The organism is Streptomyces kunmingensis (assembly GCF_039533535.1).
Classification (GTDB): Bacteria; Actinomycetota; Actinomycetes; order Streptomycetales; family Streptomycetaceae; genus Streptomyces; species Streptomyces kunmingensis.
Map to the genome: position 1 here is coordinate 26,166 of NZ_BAAATS010000002.1, position 20,925 is coordinate 47,090.

11 protein-coding genes are annotated in these 20,925 nt (G+C 72.8%); 4 read left to right on the forward strand and 7 right to left on the reverse strand.

Annotation, left to right across the window (positions count from 1 at the left end; translation table 11 throughout):
* Positions 1–31 precede the first annotated feature (31 nt).
* The 4 genes from ABD366_RS02190 to ABD366_RS02205 all read right to left on the reverse strand — a co-directional run bounded on the left by ABD366_RS02190 (position 32) and on the right by ABD366_RS02205 (position 5,672).
* Positions 32–847, reverse strand: a complete 816-nt coding sequence (locus ABD366_RS02190; RefSeq protein ID WP_324767347.1) for a hypothetical protein — start codon at positions 845–847, stop codon at positions 32–34.
* A 345-nt stretch (positions 848–1,192) separates the two neighbouring features.
* Entirely contained in the window at positions 1,193–2,299 is a 1,107-nt protein-coding gene (gene prfB / locus ABD366_RS02195; protein ID WP_324767345.1) for a peptide chain release factor 2, read from the reverse strand.
* A gap of 286 nt (positions 2,300–2,585) precedes the next feature.
* Positions 2,586–3,842: a protein kinase domain-containing protein gene (locus tag ABD366_RS02200; protein WP_344440968.1), complete on the reverse strand. Its 1,257-nt coding sequence runs from the start codon at positions 3,840–3,842 to the stop codon at positions 2,586–2,588.
* Between the two features lie 132 nt (positions 3,843–3,974).
* Entirely contained in the window at positions 3,975–5,672 is a 1,698-nt protein-coding gene (locus ABD366_RS02205; RefSeq protein ID WP_324770501.1) for a serine/threonine-protein kinase, read from the reverse strand.
* Positions 5,673–6,104: 432 nt separating this feature from the next.
* Between ABD366_RS02205 and ABD366_RS02210 the strand changes: the two genes are divergently transcribed.
* From ABD366_RS02210 to ABD366_RS02225, 4 genes are all read left to right on the forward strand, one after another.
* On the forward strand, positions 6,105–9,230 hold the full coding sequence (locus ABD366_RS02210; protein ID WP_344440971.1) for an FHA domain-containing protein: 3,126 nt from the start codon (positions 6,105–6,107) through the stop codon (positions 9,228–9,230).
* Between the two features lie 509 nt (positions 9,231–9,739).
* Entirely contained in the window at positions 9,740–11,107 is a 1,368-nt protein-coding gene (locus ABD366_RS02215) for an ABC transporter substrate-binding protein (RefSeq protein ID WP_324773290.1), read from the forward strand.
* A gap of 127 nt (positions 11,108–11,234) precedes the next feature.
* Positions 11,235–12,563, forward strand: a complete 1,329-nt coding sequence (locus ABD366_RS02220; protein ID WP_324773364.1) for a carbohydrate ABC transporter permease — start codon at positions 11,235–11,237, stop codon at positions 12,561–12,563.
* Positions 12,560–13,441, forward strand: coding sequence for a carbohydrate ABC transporter permease (locus ABD366_RS02225; protein ID WP_324773292.1), 882 nt, complete (start codon positions 12,560–12,562; stop codon positions 13,439–13,441). The genes ABD366_RS02220 and ABD366_RS02225 overlap by 4 nt, the downstream gene beginning before the upstream one ends.
* Before the next feature lie 39 nt (positions 13,442–13,480).
* Here ABD366_RS02225 and ABD366_RS02230 read toward each other — a convergent pair whose 3' ends face one another.
* Genes ABD366_RS02230 through ABD366_RS02240 form a run of 3 tightly spaced genes read right to left on the reverse strand, consistent with a single transcriptional unit; the run spans position 13,481 to position 20,855 of the window.
* Positions 13,481–14,626, reverse strand: a complete 1,146-nt coding sequence (locus ABD366_RS02230) for a glycosyltransferase (protein ID WP_324773294.1) — start codon at positions 14,624–14,626, stop codon at positions 13,481–13,483.
* Positions 14,623–17,370 (reverse strand): CDP-glycerol glycerophosphotransferase family protein, encoded by a 2,748-nt coding sequence (locus ABD366_RS02235; protein WP_324773296.1) that lies wholly within the window; start codon positions 17,368–17,370, stop codon positions 14,623–14,625. Before ABD366_RS02235 ends, ABD366_RS02230 begins: the two co-directional genes overlap by 4 nt.
* Positions 17,367–20,855 (reverse strand): CDP-glycerol glycerophosphotransferase family protein, encoded by a 3,489-nt coding sequence (locus tag ABD366_RS02240; RefSeq protein ID WP_324773298.1) that lies wholly within the window; start codon positions 20,853–20,855, stop codon positions 17,367–17,369. Before ABD366_RS02240 ends, ABD366_RS02235 begins: the two co-directional genes overlap by 4 nt.
* Between the last annotated feature and the right edge of the window lie 70 nt (positions 20,856–20,925).

Consider the following 20,925-nt stretch of genomic DNA (forward strand, 5'->3'; position numbering starts at 1 on the left):
CGCTGTGTCGCTCAGGCGTGACGCGCAGGCGTTACGCGGCGGCGCCGCGGTTGCCGGCGAGGCGCGGCAGGAACCGGAAGCCCACACCGCCCGCGATCATCGTCGCGGCGCCGATGAGCAGGACCGTGGTGCCGTCGGCACCGGTCTCGGCCAGTTCGCCGCCGTTGCCCTGGGCGTTGGCCTGCTCGGCCGCCGGCGTGGAGCCGGTGTCCTGCAGGCTGTCCTTGCCCTGACCCTGCTCGACGGGGTTGTTGTTGCCGTCGGGGTTGGTGTTGTCGCCACCGGTGGACGAGCCGCCACCGTTCTGGCTGCCACCGTTCTGGCTGCCACCGTTCTGGGAGCCGCCGTTCTGGCTGCCACCGTTCTGCGAGCCGCCGTTCTCGGAGCCACCGTTCTCGGAGCCACCGTTTTCGGAGCCACCGTTCTGGTTGCCACCGTTCTCGGAGCCACCGTTCTGGTTGCCACCATCGGTACCGGCGATCGCACCGCCATCAGCGCCACCGTCAGCACCGCCGTCGGCACCACCGTCGGCACCGCCATCGGCGCCACCGTCAGCACCGCCGTCAGCACCGGCGATCGCACCGCCGTCAGCGCCACCATCGGCACCGCCGTCAGCGCCACCATCGGCACCGCCGTCAGCACCGCCGTCAGCGCCACCGTCAGCACCGCCGTCGGCGCCACCGATCAGGTTGACACCCACGCCGTCCTCGTTGGCGCTCACGTTCGCCAGGCCGGGAACGTCGACCTCCAGGGCGGAAGCGGCACCCGCGGCGGTCAGCGACGCGCCGGCGGCGATCACCGCACCAGCGGCTATCCGCGCTACACGGATCCGCGTCTTCTTGGTCATATGTCTGCTACCCCCAGTAGCCAATCGTCATTGGAGCAGCGCCCGGGACCGCGTTCAGTCGGGGGCAGCAGGCATCGCGTTCAACCGGCCCCCGTTCACACGCGTCCCACTGATACGCATGCCGCGCGCCAGCCTTCCCAGTTTTCGGATCAACGTCAAGGTCGTTGCGCACGCGATGCCCCGTAATAAGCCGACTTGACCGCCGTACGGTCATGTGACTGTGACGTAAAACGCCGAAGGACCTTCACAGTTGGGAGTCCTCGCGGAATCGTCCCGGAAAACGCAAAGCAACTGCCGCTCCGTGCGCGGCAGTTGCCTTGTCGATAAATCCCGGTGGATCCCGGGCTACTTCTCCTGCTGCTTGCGCCAGCGAATACCCGCCTCGATGAAGCCGTCGATCTCGCCGTCGAGCACGGACTGCGGGTTGCCGACCTCGAACTCGGTGCGGAGGTCCTTGACCATCTGGTACGGGTGCAGGACGTAGGACCGCATCTGGTTGCCCCAGGAGCTGCCGCCGTCGCCCTTGAGGGCGTCCATCTTGGCCCGCTCCTCCTGGCGCTGCCGCTCGAGGAGCTTGGCCTGAAGGACGTTCATCGCCGTCGCCTTGTTCTGGATCTGCGAGCGCTCGTTCTGGCAGGAGACGACGATGCCGGTGGGGAGGTGGGTCAGACGGACCGCGGAGTCCGTCGTGTTGACGCCCTGGCCGCCGGGGCCAGAGGAGCGGTAGACGTCGACGCGCAGCTCGGACTCGTCGATCTCGACGTGGTCGGTCTGCTCGACGACGGGCAGCACCTCGACGCCGGCGAACGACGTCTGGCGGCGGCCCTGGTTGTCGAACGGGGAGATGCGCACGAGGCGGTGCGTGCCCTGCTCGACGGAGAGCGTGCCGTACGCGTACGGGACCTGGACGGCGAAGGTGGTCGACTTGATGCCGGCCTCTTCCGCGTACGACGTCTCGTAGACCTCGGTCTTGTAGTTGTGGCGCTCGGCCCAGCGCAGGTACATGCGCTGAAGCTGCTCGGCGAAGTCCGCGGCGTCGACGCCGCCGGCCTCCGCGCGGATGTTGACCAGGGCCTCGCGGGAGTCGTACTCGCCGGAGAGGAGGGTACGCACCTCCATCTCGTCGAGGGCCTTCTTCACGGAGGTCAGCTCGGTCTCGGCCTCGGCGCGGGTGTCCGGGTCGTCTTCCTCCTCGGCCATCTCGAAAAGGACGGAGAGGTCGTCGATACGACCGCGCAGCGCCTCGGCCTTGCGGACCTCCGCCTGGAGGTGGCTCAGCTTGCTGGTGATCTTCTGCGCCGCCTCCGGGTCGTCCCACAGGGACGGCGCGGCCGCCTGCTCCTCGAGCACGGCGATATCTGCCCTCAGCTTGTCGAGGTCCAGGACGGCCTCGATCGACTCCATGGTCGAGGAGAGGGACTTCAGCTCTTCGGAAACATCGACGACTGCCACGAGACCAGCCTAACGGCTCCGCCGGGCGGCGGTGCGAGGCGTACCCCGGGGCTCGGTGTACGCGGCTTCGCGCCGTGGGCCGAGCGGCTCGTGGCCGACTGCCGTCCGGTGGGGCCGGTCGCGCAGTTCCCCGCGCCCCTGGAGGCATGCGCTGCGCGCAGCCTTCTCCTGGGAGGCCTGCGGCTTCGCCGCGCCTCCCCCAGGAGATGCCGCACGAAGTGCGCATCGCAGGGGCGCGGGGAACTGCGCGAGAAGCCCCACGAGCCCGCGGCCGACGACAGTGGCCCTACGGCGCCGCCGGTGCCGAGTTGTTTCCGTCGGACGGGGGGCGCTCCTCGCCCCCGGAGGACGTCATGGCCCAGATGCCGCCGCCCAAGGCCACCGCGAGGACGAGGCCGGCCACGCCCAGGGTGATGCGGCGGCGGCGCGCCGGGTGGCGGTTGCGGGCCGAGCCGGGGCGGGGGGCGCCCGCGGCGCGCGGGGCGCGGGCCGTGCCGCGGGCGCCCCCGGCCAGCTCGTCCGGGGCCGGGACCCGCATCGAGGTGTGGGTGTCGCGGTTGGAGTCCGCGGAGGCGGCGCCGGGGACCAGGGAGACGGCGCCGCGGCGGGGCGCGGCGGGCTCGGCCGGCTCGGGCTCGGCCGGCCGCGACTGCTCGGAATCCTGATCCGCGGCGGAGTCGTCGCCGTCGTCGGGGTCGTCCACGTCCAGCGGGGCCATGCCCGCGAGGAGGGGGCCCAGCTCGCGCAGGCGCGCGGCCAGCTCCGACGCGCGCAGCCGGGACGCGGGGGCCTTCGCCAGGCATTGGATCAGGAGCTGCCAGAGCTCGTCGGGGATGCCGGGCAGCGGGACGACGGTCTCCGTGACGTGGCGGCGCAGGATGGCGCCCGGGTGACCGCCGCCGAAGGGGGTGAAGCCCGCGAGGAGTTCGTAGAGGACGGTCGCGAGGGCGTAGATGTCGACCGCGGCGCGGGGCGGCAGGCCCTCGATGATCTCGGGGGCCAGGTAGTCGGGCGTACCGATGATCTTCGTGGCGCGGGTGCGGCGCGGGGTGTCGATGAGCTTGGCGATGCCGAAGTCGGTGAGCAGTGCCGGGTGCGAGCCGCCGGGGCCGAGCGGGCCCTGCATGTCGAGCAGCACGTTCTCCGGCTTGACGTCGCGGTGCACGATGCCGGCGGCGTGCGCGGCGGCCAGTGCGTCGGCGACGTCCGCGGCGATGGCGACGGCGGCCTCGGGGGCCATGCGCCGCTCGCGCTCGAGGCGGGTGCGCAGATCGGTGCCGCGGATCAGGTCCATGACCAGTGCCAGGTCGTTCCCGTCGACCACGAGGTCGCGGACGCCGACCACGCGCGGGTGGTCGAGGCTCAGCAGGGCCGTGCGCTCCTGGACGAAGCGGCCGACCAGTTCCTGGTCGGAGGCGAGGTCCTCGCGCAGGAGTTTGATGGCGACGGGACCGTCCGGTCCCTCGCCCAGCCACACCGTGCCCGCACTGCCGCGCCCCAGGATCTGGTGTGCGGTGTACCGGCTGCCGATCTTGCGTGCCAAGACTGCTCCTACAGACGCGTGTTGGCGCCCAAGCTACGCGGCTCGGACGCCAACCAGCGCATCGGCGGGGGAAATCACCCGTCGGGTGTCGACAAATCTGCAAACTCGTTGTCAGTTACGGCGCAAGGGCGGTCAGTTGCCCGCATTGCCCAGGTCACCGATCCAGCCGGTCACCGTCGAGAACCAGTCGGACAGCTGGGCCCAGTACCCCTTGCCGGTGCCGATCCAGTCCTGGAGCGGGGTGAACTCCCAGACCAGCCAGCTCACCACGAAGAGGATCACGATCATGAACAGGCAGCCCTTGAGGCAGCCCAGACCGGGGATCTTCATCGGGTTGGAGCTGCGCCGGCGGGGCTCACGCGGCTCGCGCGGCTCCCGGGCGGGCGGCGCCTGGCGGGGCGGCTGCTGCGGCGGCGCGTACTGCTGGGGCTGCTGACGCTGCGGCGCGTACTGCTGGGGCTGGTGCGGCTGCTGCGGCTGAGGTGTCGAGCGGCGCGGCTGCTGGGGCGCGTACTGCTGCGGCCTGGGCTGCTGCTCGGGGCGCGACACCTGGCGCTGCGGGCGGCGGCGCAGGGGGTCCTCGTTCGGGTCGAGGTACTGGACCTGCGTCTGCTCGTTGCGGTCGCGGGCCGCACGCATCTGGTTCTGCCAGGGGTGCTGGTCGTCAGGGCCGCCGTCCTGCGGGTTCCGGCCAGGCTGTCCCGGCTGGTGCGGCGGGACCGGGGGCATGACGGCCGTCGGGTCGGCGGCGCCGCGGTTCGGCAGCACGGAGGTGGGGTCCGCGTCCGAGGTGCCGAAGCCCTGGCCGCCCTGCTGCTGCATGACGCTGGTCGCCGCGTTCGGGTCGTAGGACGCCGCGTTCGTGGGCAGTACCTGCGTCGGGTCGGCGGCGCCGGGGGCGCCCGGGACCTGCGCCGGATCGGGGTCCGGCGTCAGCAGGACGGCCACGCCCTCGGCCGCGGCGATCTGCGCGCTGTTGGCGTGCACACCGATGCCCTCGGCGACGGTACGCAGGGCGCGCGCGAGGTTCTCGGCGCTCGGCCGGTCGTCCGGGTTCTTGCGCAGGCAGCGCTCGATGACCGTCCACAGCGGGTCGGGGACCGTCGAGGGGCGGCGCGGTTCGGCGCTGAGGTGCTGGTGCAGGACCTCCAGGGCCGAGCCGCCCGCGAACGGGGGCCGGCCGGTGACCAGCTCGTACAGCAGGATGCCCGCGCCGTAGATGTCGACGGCACTGGTCTGCGGGCGGCCCTCGGCGGACTCCGGGGCCACGTACGCGGGCGTGCCGACGAATTCGTGGGTACGGGTCAGGCCCGGGGAGTCGGCGAGGCGCGCGATGCCGAAGTCGGTGAGCATCGGGTGCATGCCCGCGTCGTCCTGCTTGAGCAGCACGTTCGCGGGCTTCAGGTCGCGGTGCACGACGCCGTCGGCGTGGCTCGCGGCGAGCGCGTCGGCGATCTGCGCGGTCAGCAGCGCCGCGGCGACCGGCGAGAACGGCCCGTTCTCCCGCAGGTATCGGTGCAGGTCGGGGCCGTCGACCAGATCCATCACCAGGGCGAGCAGCTCGCCCTCGACGACGAGGTCGCGGGTGCGCACGATGTTCGGGTGGGTGAGGCGGAGCAGGACGGAGCGCTCGCGCAGGAAGCGCATCACCACGTCCGCGTCGTTCGCCAGCTCCTCCTTGAGGACCTTGATCGCGACGGTCTCGCCGGGCTGCCCGGCGACGGCCGCCTCGGCGCCCGCGGTCTCGCGCTGGCGGGCCCGCCAGACGGTGCCCGTGGCGCCGCGTCCGAGCGGCTCCTCGAGCAGGTACTTGCTGCCTACCGGCCGCACGTCATGCGCTCCCTGCATCGGTACTTGCTTGGTCTGCCCGGTCCCGGGTGTCGCGACCCACTCTAGTGGCGGCACCCGGGGTACCGGCTGTCGATCGGCCCGGCCTCCTGACCACTTCCCGACCGCTGTCCGTGCCCGCACTCCACGGCAAACCCGTGTTCGACGGAAAGACGCAGGTACGGCGTTCTTGGTTGCCGTACGACGACGTGAGTGATCTCAAGCGGCATCCAGGCGGCACGCAGCAGGCACTTTTGCGGGCAGAGCCGACCAATCAAGATCACTTACGGGTGGGGGGCGGGCGTGTTGTCGGTGGCAGGTGCGAGGATGCCTCCAGCACTGGCTGACGTGCCCGTAGCGATGGGGGAATCTGCGGTGGGGGGACCGCGGGCTGTTCCGTCCCGGGCGCCCGCGCAGAAGGGACCGCAGACGGCGATGCAGATCCGCCTTACCGTCGTAGACCCCCTGGGCACGCGCCCCGGCGCGGCCGCGCGGGAGGGAGCCGCGGGCCCCGCGGTGGACAGGGCCATGGACGTGCTGGTCACCGCGCCGGGCGGCACCGCGCTCGCCGCCGTCGCCTCCGGCCTCGCCGCGGCCGTCGCGGGTGGCGACGCCCCGTCGTCCGTCCTGTACGCGGGTGCCGAGCGGCTCGACGCGCAGCGCTGCCTGCTCGGTGACCCGCCGCTGACCGACGGGGCGGTGCTCTCGCTGGGCGCTCCCACGGACCCCGGGCCCGAGCCGGACAGTGCGGCGGCGCAGCTGCACGTGGTGGCCGGTCCGGACGCGGGCGGCGTCCATCTGCTGCACGGCGGGCAGATCCGCGTCGGCCGCTCCGCCGACGCGGATGTGCCCCTGGACGACCCGGACGTGTCCCGGCTGCACTGCGCGGTGACGCTCGCCGCCGATGGGCAGGTGTCGGTGGTGGACCTGGGGTCGACGAACGGCACGACGGTCGACGGCCGCCCCCTCGGCGACCGCCCCCTCCGCCTCTCCCCCGGCGCCCTGCTGCGCCTCGGCGAGTCGGCGCTGCGGGTCGCGGTCGCGGGCGACGCGGCCCGCCCGTCCCCGGCCCGCACGGCGCCCGACGGCGAGGGACATGTACGCGTCGTACTCGAGGGCGGTACGGAGGCCGCGGGGCCCGCCTGCGGCGAAGACGAACCCGGGGCCGGGCAGACGGACCCGGGTGAGACACGGCACGGGTTCGGGGACGCCTCCTGGGGCGCCGCCGGCGAGGGGGCCGGGCAGGGCGCCGAGGCCGTGGTCCCCGAGCAGGGTGGGCCGCCCGATGTGGAGCGGACGCGGCTCGGTACGCCGCCGCGCGGCACCGTGATGCCGCGCGCCCCGCGCCGCCGCGGCGGCCTGGGGCGGCTGCTGCGGCGCGGCCGCGACGAGCAGGACCAGCAGCACGAGATCCACGAGCCGTACACGCTGCGCACCCCCCACACCCCCGAGGCGCCCGAGGACGGGCCGGACCCCGCGCCGCTGCCCGGTCCCCCCGCCGCCCAGACCTGGCCGGACGCCGCCGCCCTGCTGCTCACCGCGCTCGGCCCGGGGCCCCGGCTGTGGGAGCGCGGGCCCGGGCACCCCGAGGCGCTGGCCGTGCGGCTCGGCACCGTGGACCGGACGGGGCCCGACGGCGCCGGGCTGCTGCCCGCGGTCCCGGTGACCGTGGGGCTCGGCGAGGCCGGCGCGCTCGGCCTGGCCGGTCCGCGGGCACGCCTCGCGGGGCTCGCCCGCTGTGTCCTCGCCCAGCTCGCCGCGTTGCACGCACCGGAGCGCCTGGAGATCGTGCTGATCGCCACCGACCGGGCCAGGACCGTGGAGCAGCGCGTCGCCGAGTGGTCCTGGCTCGGCTGGCTGCCGCATGTACGCCCCGCCCACGGTCAGGACTGCCGGCTGCTGCTCGCGTACGACCGTGACCAGGCGGCGGCCCGCACCGGTGAGCTGCTGCGGCGCCTGGACGATCACGCGGCGGGGTTCCGGCCCGGGCGCACCGGGCCGGACGCCGCCGACGAGGCCACCGTCGTCCCGACCGTCGTCGTCATCGACGGCGATCCCGGGTCGGCCACGCTGCGGGAGGCCGCCGCGCGGCTCGCCGCCGAGGGCGGCCCGGCCGGGATCCATGTGCTGTGCCTGGCCGAGGCGCCGGCCGCCTCACCCGCGTCGCCCGTGGCGGAGACGTACGAGGCGGCGTGCGCGATGAGCCCCGCGTTCCGGGCGTGCGGCGCCGCGGCCCTGCTCAGCGGGGACGTGGCGACGGCGCTTCGGCTGCACCGGGCGGCCGGCGGACAGCTCGTCGGGCACGGCACCGTCGCCACGGTGGACGCCGTCTCGCTCCCCTGGGCGGAGCGCTTCGCGCGGGCGCTCGCCCCGTTGCGTACGGATACGGCGGGCGGCTCCGGCGCCCGGCAGGCGCGGGTGTCGGCGCCGCTGCCGCAGACGGCGAGGCTGCTGGACGAGTTGGGGCTCGCGCGGGCCACCCCGGCTTCCCTGATGGCGCGGTGGGCCGCCGCCGCGGACGATCCGGGTTCGCTGGGCGGCCGGGTGTGGGCGGTGCTCGGGGCGGGGCCGCGCGGTCCGGTCGCCGTCGACCTGGCCGCCGACGGACCGAACCTGCTGATCGAGGGGCCCGCGGGCAGTGGCCGTACGGAGCTGCTGCGCTCGGTCACCGCGTCCCTCGCCGCCGCCGAGCGGCCCGACCGGCTCGGCGTCGTCCTCGTCGACGGGCAGGGCGGGGGCACGGGCGGTGAGCGCGGCCAGCGGCTTGACGGGCTGCGGGTGTGCACCGATCTGCCGCACGTCACCACGCATCTCGCCGCCAACGACCCGGTGCGCATGCGGGAGTTCGCCCAGTCGCTGACCACGGAGCTGAAGCGGCGGGCCGAGCTCATAGGGCGTACGCACTTCACGGAGTGGCACACCCAGCGGGCCGTCTCCGGGCGGATGATCGCCCAGCGCACCGCGCCGCCCTCCGCCGGCGGGGCCGGTGATCTGGAGGCGCCGCCGAGTTCCACGATCCGGCTGCGGCCCGGCGGGGCGCGGGAGAAGACGGAGGCCGGGCCTCCGCTGCCGCGGCTCGTGGTCGTCGTCGACGATCTGGACGCGCTGCTCGCGCCACCGCTCGGTTCGCCGGGGCGGCCCGCGGCCGGTTCCGTCGTACGGGCGTTGGAGGCGGTGGCCCGGGACGGGGAGCGGCTCGGGGTGCATCTGGTGGCGGCGTTCGCCTCCGGCGGGGGGCCGGGGTGGGCGGCGCGGCCGCTGGTGGTGCTGGACCCCGTCGGGTCCGGGGCGGAGGATCCCGCGCCGGGGCGGGGGCGGTTGCAGGGGGCCGATGGGCGGGATGTGGGGTTGCAGGCCGGGCGGGTGACCGGGCGGATTCCCCGGACGGCGACGCAGCGGCCCACGGTGGTCGGGCTCGACTGGGCGCGGATGGGGGATCCGCCGGATCGGCGGCCTGTACGGGAGTTGGGGAACGGGCCTACGGATTTGGCTCTGCTGGCCAGTGCGTTGGAGCGGGCCGCTCGGTCTGTGGCTGCGCGGGAGGTGCCCTCGCTTTTGTGAGGGGTTGGGCTGGGCCCGGGTGATGGCCGCCACTTGACGTGCTCGGCGCTCCCGTCCCGGACCGGGTATGGGCGGGGGCCGCCAGGAGAGCGCGCCCGGCGCTGGGGGCCGCCTCGGCCCGGGTTCTGGTGGGGCCGCCTCTAAGCACGCCCGGCGTTGGAGTACCACCCGGCCCGGGTATGGGCAGGGCCACCAATTAGCGCGCCCGGCGCTGGGGGGCCGCCTTGCCCACCCTGCCGCCCTGGGCGGCAGATTGCCCAAGACGGGCGGGGTAGCGGCGGCGGCAGATTGCTCAAGACGGGAGGCCCGGGCGGAACCCATGGTTCAGGCGAGTGTCCGTTGTCAACTCCTGCCCCCCGTAATGACGTTGACGCATCACGACCCCGTCACGATCACCGTCTTGACAGCACGGGCACTCTTGCCGGTTATCCCTGGTCGGGCGTAGACCAGTGCGGACGGGACAGCGCTCAGTACGTACGTTCAGCGTTCAGGACGAGAACGGGGCAGCGATGCGCAGCACTTTTCGTACACCCATATTCCGCCGAGCCCTCGTGGCCGTGGCCGTGGGGTCACTGGCCCTCGGGCTCACCTCGTGCGGGGACGACAACAAGGACGACAAGGCGAGTGGGGGCGAGAGCAAGTCGCCCTCCTCCGGGGTTCAACTGCCGAAGCTGGACGGTGAGTCGCTGGAGATCGCCGCGGTGTGGACCGGCGACGAGCAGAAGAACTTCAAGCAGGTCCTCGCGGAGTTCGAGAAGCGGACGGGCGCGAAGGTGACGTTCGTACCGGCCCAGGACCCGATCATCAACTTCCTGGGGTCGAAGGTGGCCGGCGGCGCTCCGCCGGACATCGCGATGCTGCCGCAGCCCGGCGCCATCAAGCAGGCCGTCGACAAGAAGTGGGCCAAGCCGCTCGGCAAGGACGCGCAGGCGCAGCTGACCAAGAACTACAGCCAGGGCTGGCAGGACCTGGGGAAGGTCGACGGGAAGCAGTACGCGGCGTACTACAAGGCGGCGAACAAGTCGCTGGTCTGGTACAACACCGCGGTGTTCGAGAACGCGGCGGCCAAGGAGCCCAAGACCTGGAAGGAGTTCCTGGCGACCGCGCAGACGATCTACGACTCGGGTGTGACGCCGATGTCGATCGGCGGGGCCGACGGCTGGCCGCTCACCGACTGGTTCGAGAACATCTATCTCTCCCAGGCGGGCCCGGAGAAGTACGACCAGCTGGCCAAGCACGAGATCAAGTGGACGGACCCGTCCGTCAAGGAGGCGCTGACCACGCTCGCGCAGCTGTGGGGCAAGAGCGACTTCATCGCGGGCGGCAACAAGGAGGCCGTGCAGACCGAGTTCACGAAGTCGGTCGAGCAGACCTTCACCGGTGGTGACCAGCCCAAGGGCGCCATGGTCTACGAGGGTGACTTCGCGCAGGTCAACATCCAGCAGACGAAGGCGAAGATCGGGTCGGACGCGAAGGTGTTCCCGTTCCCCGCGGTGGGTGCCGACGCGCCCGTGGTCAGTGGCGGTGACGCCGCGGTGATCCTGAAGGACTCGAAGGCGTCGCAGGCGCTGGTGACGTGGCTGGCCTCGCCGGACGCGGCGATGATCCAGGCCAAGCTGGGCGGCTATCTCTCCCCGAACAAGAACGTGGACCTGTCGGCGTACCCGAACGAGGTGCAGCGCACCATCGCGAAGGCCGTCATCGACGCGGGCGACGACTTCCGTTTCGACATGTCGGACCAGACGCCGCAGGCGTTCGGCGGCACGCCCGGCAAGGGCGAGTGGAAGGCGCTCCAGGACTTCCTGGTGAACCCGAAGGACATCGCGGGCACGCAGGCCACGCTGGAGGCCGAAGCGGCCAAGGCGTACAAGGAGTGACGCGGCGATGACTCCGGCCGCCGACGGCGGCGGCCCGGACCACACCGCCAAGTCACCGGACAACAGTGGTGACTTGGCGGTTCCGGCCGGGCCCGCCAGCAACAAGAAGAGTCCACGGTTCAAGAGCGTGACCGGTACCCGCAGAACGGTCGCGCTGCTGTTCCTGCTGCCCGCGCTCGTCCTGCTCGGCGCGCTGGTCGTGTACCCCATCGGGTACTCGGTGGTGCGCAGCTTCTTCGACGCGTCGGGCGGCTCGTTCATCGGGTTCGACAACTACGAGACGCTGTTCACGCGCGCCGACACCAAAGCGGCGATCAACAACAACATCTTCTGGGTGGTGCTCGCCCCGACGGTCGCCACGGCGCTCGGCCTGATCTTCGCCGTGCTCACCGAGCGGATCCGCTGGGGTACCGCGTTCAAGCTGGTCGTCTTCATGCCGATGGCGATCTCGATGCTGGCCGCGGGCATCATCTTCCGGCTCGTGTACGACCAGGACCCGGAGAAGGGCGCGGTGAACGCGGTCTGGGTCGGCATCCACGACACGTTCGCCGAGTCGTCCGCCTTCCCGAAGGCGCATCCGCGGCCGAACGGCGAACTCGCCGGCAAGAGCGGCGGCCCGTATCTCACGAAGGAGCCGGTGCGGGCCGGTCAGCCGGTGAAGCTGGCGCTCGTCGGGGTCGCCGCCGACCAGATGCCGAAGGACGCCGAGCCGGCGAAGGAACCGCGCAACGCGCGGGCCGAGGTCACCGGCACCGTCTGGCAGGACTTCACCCTCGGCAAGGGCGCCGGCGGTCTCAACGGCATCGACACCACCGAGCTCGGCTACCCGGGCATGCGGATCGAGGCCGTCAAGGACGGCAAGGTGGTGGCGTCGACGACGGCCGCGGCGGACGGCACGTTCAGCCTGCCCGCGAAGGCGGACGGCGCGAAACTGCGGCTGCCGCCGTCGAACTTCGAGGAGGCCTACAACGGCGTCGACTGGCTCGGCGACAAGAAGTTCTTCACGGTCCATCTGGGCGGCTTCGACCTCTACCTCAACATCGTGACCACCTCGATCATGGTCTCGTACGTGTGGATGTGGGCGGGCTTCGCGATGGTGCTGATCGGGGCCGGTCTCGCCAGCATCCCCAGGGAGCTGCTCGAGGCGGCCCGGGTCGACGGGGCCAACGAGTGGCAGGTGTTCCGGCGGGTCACGGTGCCGCTGCTCGCGCCGGTGCTCGCCGTCGTCCTGGTGACCTTGATGATCAACGTGTTGAAGATCTTCGACCTGATCTTCATCATCGCGCCGGGCTCCTCGCAGGACGATGCCAACGTGCTGGCGCTCCAGCTGTACCGGTCGGCGTTCAGCGAGGGCAACGAGGGCCTGGCCAGTGCCATCGCGGTCCTGCTGCTGCTCCTAGTGATCCCGGTGATGTGGTTCAACATGCGGCGGCTTCGGCGGGAGGGACGACGATGACCACCGTCGACGAGACAGTGAAGAAACCGCGGTCGTTCGCGAGCCGCGTCGTCGACAGGGTCGGCGGCGGGGTCCTGCAGTTCGTCCTCATCGTGGTGGGCGCGGTGTGGCTGGTGCCGACGGTGGGGCTGCTGCTGTCCTCGCTGCGCAGTCCGGAGGACATGGCGGCGAGCGGCTGGTGGGAGGTGTTCAGCAAGCCCTCGCAGCTCACCTTCGACAGCTACGCCAGCCTCCTGGAGAACGCCGACGTCACGAAGTCGCTGGTCAACACGGCTCTGATCACCATTCCCGCGACGCTGCTCGTCATCGTCATCGGCTCGCTCGCCGGGTACGCGTTCGCGTGGATGGAGTTCCCGGGCCGCGACTGGTGGTTCCTCATCGTGGTGGGTCTGCTGGTGGTGCCGGTGCAGCTCGCCCTGGTGCCGATCGCGAAGCTCTTCGGTGACATCGGGATCTTCGGCTCGATCTTCGGCGTGATCCTCTTCCACGTCGGGTTCGGGCTGCCGTTCGCGGTGTTTCTGCTGCGGAACTTCTTCGCGGAGATCCCGCGGGAGCTCCTGGAGGCCGCCCGGCTGGACGGCGCCGGGGAGTTGCGGCTGTTCGTCCGCGTCGTGATGCCGCTGGGCGGTCCGGCGATCGCCTCGCTCGGCATCTTCCAGTTCCTGTGGGTGTGGAACGACATGCTGGTCGCGCTGATCTTCACGGACACCGACAGCCAGCCGATCACGGTCGCGCTGCAGACCCAGGTCCGGCAGTTCGGCAACAACGTGGATGTGCTCGGCCCCGGGGCGTTCATCTCGATGGTCATCCCGCTGGCCGTGTTCTTCGCGTTCCAGCGCCAGTTCGTGTCCGGCGTCATGGCGGGCGCGGTGAAGTAGAGCGACAGCGCCGGGGGCGGGCACCGCCCGGCCCCGGTGTCACCGCTCCAGCAGTGCGAACAACTCCTCCCACAGCTCCAGGATCCGTTCCTCGGAGAAGCGCTGTACGTTGGCGCGCGCCCGTTCCCCCATGGTGTCGCGCAGCCGCGGGTTGCCGGTGAGGCGCAGCAGCCGGTCGGCGAGGGCGTCGAGGTCGCCGAGCGGGGCGAGGAGGCCGTCCTCGCCGTCGCGGACGATCTCGCGGACGCCGGGCGCGCAGTCGAACGCGGCGCACGGCACGGCGCTGGCCATCGCCTCCATGAGGGCCAGCGGGAAGCCCTCGCCGCGGGAGGACTGGACGAACACCGAGGAGTTGGCGAGGGCGCCGGGCACGTCGTCGGTGCGGCCGAGCCACCGCACGGACGTGTCGAGCCCCAACTCGGTGCACTGGCGGCGCAGTTGGGTTTCGTCCGCGCCCGCCCCGTACATGTGCAGCTGCCAGTCCGCGCGGAACGGCGCGACCTTCGCCCAGGTGTCGAGCAGCATGTCGACGCCCTTCTGGTCGGCGAGCCGGCCGATCGAGCAGACGGTCTTCTCGGTGCGCGGCGAGGGGACGGCGGGCAGGTGGGCGAGGGCGTTGGGCATGAAGTCCACGTTGTTCAGGCCCTCGGCCGTCCAGATGTCGGCGTCCTCCTGGGTGAGCGCCAGCCAGCGGTCGACGTGCGGGTAGTGCCGCTTGATCCAGCGGTAACGGTGGCAGGCGCGCGAGTACGCGAAGGATTCGTGGCTCATTCCGATGACCGTGAGGTGCGAGGTGTCCATCTCGCGCAGCCACTCCATCGGCCACACCTGCGTGACGACCACGACGGAACCGGGCCGGGCCGGGCCCAGGATCGACTCCAGGGCGGCGACGGCCCGCTTCTTCGCGGCGATCCTGCGGCTCTCGCGGCGGCGTGCGGGCACGCTGAGGCGGCGGGCGCCGCGCGGCGGGTCCGGGGTCGGCGGGTGCCGCTCGTAGAGGCTGGTCACGGGGTAGCCGGGGGCTTGCGGCACGGGCATCTTCAGGTCGGACTCGTGGACGCCGATGACGTGCACGCGGTGGCCGGCGCTCGTGAAGAGGCGGGCCATCTGGTGGGTCCAGGCGGTGACGCCGCCGAGTTCGTCGGTGCTGTTGGCGACGAGGAAGAGGTCGCGGGCCGCGGTCATGAGCCTGCCTTTCGGGTGAAGATCGCGTCGACGACGGCGCGGGCGGCCGAGCCGTCGTCGTAGGTGCCGAACTCGGCGGCGAACGCGCGCCGCGCCTCCTGCCAGTCGGCGTCGGCCTCCTTGATCCCGGAGAGGGTGCGGTGCAGCTCGTCCTGGGTCGCGACGACGGGGCCGCCGGCGCGGGCGCGCAGATCGAAGTAGCTGCCGCGTTCGGCGGTGTACGCGTCGAGGTCGGGCGCGAAGTGCACGATCGGGCGGTCCAGAAGCGCGTAGTCGAACATGATCGACGAGTAGTCGGTGACCAACACATCGGCGAGGCACAGGAGTTCACTGACGTCGTGGTGCGCGGAGACGTCGAGGACGGTGCCGGGCGGGGTGGCCGGCAGGGTCGCCGCTTCCATGTAGTGGGCGCGCACGAGCAGCACGTGTGTGTCCCCGAAGCGTTCGGCGAACGCACGTACGTCCAGCAGGAGTTGTGCTTGCTTGTTCTTCGGGGTGCCGCGGAACGTGGGCGCGTACAGGACGGTCGTCCGGTGGTCGGGGATGCCGAGTGCGACGGCGCGCTCGGGGCGGGGGAAGCGGCCCTCGCGTTCGTCGCGTTTCCTTGCCGCCACGAGCCGGTCGTTGCGCGGGTAGCCGACGCGCAGCAGGCGTTCCTCGGGGATGCGGTAGGCGCGGGCGAGAGTGTTCACGTCGTGCTCGGAGCGGACTAGGAAGTGGTCGAACCGGTCGACGGCGCGCGCCAGCTGCTCGCGCTGCGGGGCGTTCTGCGTCTTGTGCCGGATCTCGTCGAAGCCCATCCGCTTGTACGCGGAGCCGTGCCAGGTCTGCAGGTACGTGGTGTGCTTCGGCTTGGCGAGTGCGTGCGGGAAGCCCTGGTTGTCGACCCACCACTCGGCGCGGGCCAGCGCCCACAGATACCGCCAGGACCAGCGGCGCACGAGTGTGGCGTCCGCGGGGAAGCCGGCCGGGGACGTCGCGTAGGACCAGATGACGCGGGCCCCGCGGCGCCGGGCGACCAGCTCCTCGTGGAGGGCGCGCGGGCTGTCGCCGTAGGCCTTGCCCATGTGGCTCTCGAAGACGACGGTGCCGCGGCTGACGGGCAGGCGGCGCAGGTACCGGTTGTAGACGCGGGTCTTGAAGCGCTGCGCGTGCAGGGCCGCGTACGTCTTGCGGAGCTTCTTCCACAGCCGCGTGGCCGTGCGGGCGGGCCGGAAGTTCGTGAGGTACCGGGCGAGCGCGTCGGCCTTGCGGGCGGGCCGTTCGCGGGGCAGCAGGCACACGGCGAGGTGGTGCTTCGCGGTGACGTACGGCTGCCAGGTGTCGGCCGTGAGACGGGTCAGGCGGGGCCGGGCCGGGAGCGCCGCGGCCCTGCCGGGGACGGCGTCCTTCCCGGCGAACAGGGCGAGCGGGCGCAGCAGTTCGCCGTCGATGGCGAGGCGCAGGCAGGGGTCCCATACGCGGTCGCCGATGCCGCGGGGGCGCAGGGCGCGGGTGAGCGGCAGGGCGGCGCGCCAGGTGACGGTGGAGGCGTCCCGGAGGCGTACGTCGTCGACGGGCACGGTCACCGTCTTCTCGCCGGCGTCGCGCACCTTGAGGTCGAGGGTCGCGGTGAGGACGCGCGGGTGGGCGCCGCCGGTCATCCCGAACGGGACGACGACCTCGCCCTCCACGACGAGCCGCCCGTCCTCGAGCGCGCACCGGGTGACGCGGTTGAGGAGGGCGAGGTCGCGGGGCGCCCGGTACTGGTGGCCGAGTTCGGTGACGTCGTACGCGGTGCCGGTGTGGTCCGCGCTCCAGTGGACGCGGCCGTCGCGGCGGGTCAGGGCGGAGACGACGGTGCCGGGCGGCCGCTCCAGGGCGTACGCGGCGCTGTGCACGCCGTCCGCGTCCCCGTCGGCGAGCAGGCGGGCGGCGACCCTCTCCAGGGCCGGGAGCCGCCCGAGAGCGGCGGGGTCGAGCAGGCCGTCCAGCAACCGCCGTGCCTCAGACGCCAGTTGGACCCGGTGTTCGCGGTCGAGGCCGAGGAAGGCGCGGGCGCACGGCAGGACGTCGTCGGCGACGAACGCCTGCGCAGCGCGGGAGCGCAGTTCGGCATCGGCGATCAGGGTCAGGGTGTGCCGGTGCCGGGCGGCGGCGGCCGGGAGGTCGTGCGGCGGGTCCGGGGCGGCGCGGTGCGTGGTGATCAGGCTGGGCACGAGGGCGATGCGGCGGGCGACGACGGCGAGATCGAGACCAGACCGCGCGTCCGCAGCCGCGGCTTCGAGGAGCGTGCGCCGCACGCAGTACCCGGCGGTCAGCGCGGACCGGGTCAGCAGCTCCGGGGCCTCTGCCGCCGCGTCCAGCACCCGTGACCTCGCGTAGAGGCCGCTCTGCCACTCGGGGGCGTGTTCCTTCGCGCCGGAGCCGGTCCTGGTGCTGGTGCCGGGGCCGGTCAGCCGGGTCCAGCGGCCCGCGATCAGGTCGGCGCCGGTGCGCCGGGCGGCGGCGTAGAGGTTGCGGCAGGCGTTGCGCTCCAGGAGTTCGCCGGGGGCCAGCGGCAGGACGTAGGTGCCACGGGGGGCGCCGACGCGGACCCGGTCGGTGGCGGAGAGGGCCGGCCCGGGGTCGCCGGTGAGCGCGATCTCCGTACGGGCGAGGGTCTGGTCCAGGGCCGAGCGGACGGTGGCCCGCAGCCGCGCCGGGTCGGTGCCCGCCGGGCAGTCGACGAGGACGCTGATGTCGAAGGCGTCGGCGGCGCTCACCGGCGGCCCCCGGCCGTCCCGTGGGCCAGCATCGCGTCGGCGACCTGAGCGGCGGCGCTGCCGTCGTCGAGGTCGCAGAACGCCTCCCGGAACCGGGCGTAGGCGTCCCGGTGTCCGGCGACCGCGGCGTCCGGGTCGAGGAGCGCCGCGATCACCTCGTCGCTGGTGCGCAGCAGCGGTCCCGGCGCCTGCGCGGTGAAGTCGAAGTAGAAGCCGCGCAGGGAGTCCCGGTAGTGGTCGAGGTCGTAGGTGTGGAACAGCATCGGCCGGCCCGTCTGCGCGAAGTCGAACATCATCGAGGAGTAGTCCGTCACCAGCACGTCGGCGATGAGCAGGAGTTCGGCGGCGTCCGGGTGGCGGGTCACGTCGCGCACGAAGTCGCAGCCGGGCACGGCGCCGCCGACCAGGTAGTGGCGGCGGACCAGCAGGACGTGGTCGTCGCCGAGGGCCGCCCGCGCCGCCGCCAGGTCGAGCCGGAGGTCGAGGCCGTAGCGGCCGGAGCGGCGGGGCTGGTTCTCGCGCCAGGTCGGGGCGTAGAGGATGACGCGCTTGCCGTCGGGGATGCCGAGGCGTTCGCGCACGGAGGTGGCGAGCTTGTCGCGGTCGGGGGCGTGCAGCACGTCGTTGCGCGGATAGCCGGAGGCGAGGACCTCGCCGGTGTAGCCGAAGGCGCCGCGCAGGACCGGGGTGGAGAAGCTGTTCGGGGAGACGAGCAGCGACCACTGGTCGGCGCGGGCGGGCAGCGTGGCGATGTACTTCGCGTCGGCGGAGGCGATGCCCCGCAGGTCGCGGCCGATCCGCTTGAGGGGGGTGCCGTGCCAGGTCTGGACGACGTACTGGTCCTCGGCGCGCTCGAACCACTCGGGCAGGTGCGTGTTGGTGACGACGTAGCGGCAGCGGGCCAGCGCCTCGTGCCAGTCGGCGCTCCACAGGGCGACGGGCGTGGTCCCGGGCGGCAGCTCCACCTGCTGGTCGCGCACGGCCCACAGGTGCTCCAGGGCGGCGCCGCGGGCGACCAGTTCGTCGTACACGGCGCGCGGTGAGTCGGAGTGCTGGCGGCCGTCGAAGCTGATGTAGAGGACGGCGTCGCGGCGCGGCAGGGCGCGCTGTCGCACGTACGCGGCGCGCAGGGCCTGCTGGGCGCCGCGGCCGCGGTCCCACTCGGGCAGCGAGGTGCCGGAGGTGAGCAGGAGCTGGTCGTGGTGGCGGCGCTGTACGACGAAGTCGCGGCCGCCGAGGGCTTTGATGAGCGGCAGGTCGGGGTGGCGGGCGGGGGCGACGAGGACGGGTACGGCGGAGTCACTGTCGTAGAGGCCGTCGGCGCTCGGGTTGCTGTCGCCGCGTTCGCGCAGGAACAGGTACCAGTTGCCCTCGGCGAGCGGCAGCGTGCCGGCCGGGCCCGGGAGGGCGTGCGGGTGCAGCGACACCTCGAAGCGGCCGTCGGCGAGCACGACCGGGACGACGGCCTCCTCGTCGTGGCCGCTGTGCACGAGGACCAGTTCGCGGCGGACGGCGTCCGGGTAGCTGCCCGCGAGCAGCAGCCGGCCCGACTCCTCCCAGCGGACGGTGTCGACGACCGGGCGTACCGTCTGGTCGCGCAGCTCGGTGTTGCCGGACGGGTTGGCGAGCACCATCAGCTCGCGGCCGCCGTCGAGTCCGTAGCGGCCGGGGGCGATGTCGGGGCGCACGGCGAGCGAGGTCCAGCTGCCGTCCGCGTCGATCAGGCCGACGCCCCACGGGTCGGCGGGACCGTCCGTGCCGCCGAAGAGGGCCAGTGGCACGTCGGCCGTGAAGGTGCGCCCGTCGCAGATGACGGGCAGGTCGTGGGCCTCCTTGGTGCGCCAGTTCTCGACGCGCACGGCGGCCGGCGCTTCGTGCTTTCCGGGCTCGAACTCGCCTTGCAGGCGCACCCGTTCGCCGTCGCCGCTGTGTGCGGCGAGCCGGGCGGGCAGCCGCTCCACCCGCAGTCGCAGCCGGCCGCCCCGGAAGGTGGGCGTGACCCGCAGGAAGTCGTCGAGGTGGCGTACGGGCAGCGGACACGTGCCGCTCATCCGGACCGGCCCGGTACGCGGCAGCAGGCCGCCCGCGTACGCGCCGAGCTCCAGGTTCCAGGTGGTGCTGCGCCGCCCGGTGACCAGCTTCGCCGGGTCGACGGCCGTCTCGAACCCGGACCGGTCGTAGCTGTGCAGCCCCTGCTTCGAGGCGAGGGTCGCCTCGCGCGAGCGGACGGTGCGCAGCCACAGCGGCACGGCCCGGCGCTTTCCGGCGCGCAGCCAGGCGACGCGGACCCGGGCGCCGACCCGGCCGGCGGGCAGGTTGCGTACGTACGCGTAGCCCTTGAGCCGCAGTGTGCCGTCCTCGGCCCAGGCCGCGTGCGTGACGCGGGCCTCCAGGGGCAGCTCGGCCCGGGCGAGGCCGACGACCTTGCGGGGCAGCCGTGCGGCCAGGGCGGGAAACTCGGCGCGGCGGCCGCGCGGCCCGCGACGGGCCCGGAAGGCGCCCGGGTTCGCGTTCTCGTACGCCATGAAGGTGAGCAGTTCGGTGAGGCGGCGGTCGCGGATCAGCCGCCAGCGCACGCGCAGGCCGACCGGCAGTCCGTCGAGGACGGCCGGGTCGACGCTGTCGGCGAAGGAGTTGGCGTGGTCGAGGAACGCCTCGTGGTAGGCGGCGTCGCCGTCCGGAAGAGCCTCCATGAACATCCACAGGTCACCGGCGAGCACGGAGGCGTCGTAGCGCCGCTTGCCCTCCTGCCACTCGGGGCGTCCGGCGAGGAAGGCGCTGACGTGGGCGACGGCGGCGGTGCGGTCGTGGACGGCGCGCGGGATGGCGCGCCGGTTGGAGATCGAGCCGTCGCGGTCGCGCCACAGGTAGACGGTGTCCTGGAGGACGTCGACGGAGCGGGCCAGGAAGTGGGCTGGCAGGACGACGGGGATGTCCTCGAAGAGCACGCCTTCGGGGAAGGCGAGGGCGTGCTCGTCCCAGAAGGCGCGCCGGAACACCTTGTTGCAGGCGATCCGGTCGGCGAGCAGGTCCCAGTCGCGGGTGACGTGGGTGGCGGGGCGGGTGGCGGCCATCGCCTTGCGGAACATGGGCGACTGCTCGGTGGTGCCGTCGGCGCGCAGCCGGAAGACGTTGCCGGTGACGAAGTCCGAGCCGGACCCGGCGAGGGTGTCGAGCATCAGCTCGTACGCGCCCCGCGGGATCACGTCGTCGCTGTCCACGAACGCGAGGTGGGTGCCGGTGGCGTGCCGTACGCCGGTGTTGCGGGCGGCGCCGAGGCCCGCGTTGGCCTGCTCGACGAGCCGGAACCGGGAGTCCTCCGCGGCGAACGCCCGTGCGATCCCGCCGCTGCCGTCGGTGGAGCCGTCGTCGACCATGACCACTTCGAGGTCCGGCATGGATTGCGCCGACAGCGACTCCAGGCACGCGCCGAGGTAGTCCTCGACGTTGTGGATGGGGACGACGACGGTGAGACGGGGTGTCATGCGCTGCGCACATTCCTTCCGGCGAACGGCGATGGGCCTACTCGTGGACAACCGGTGCCGCTGTTCCCGG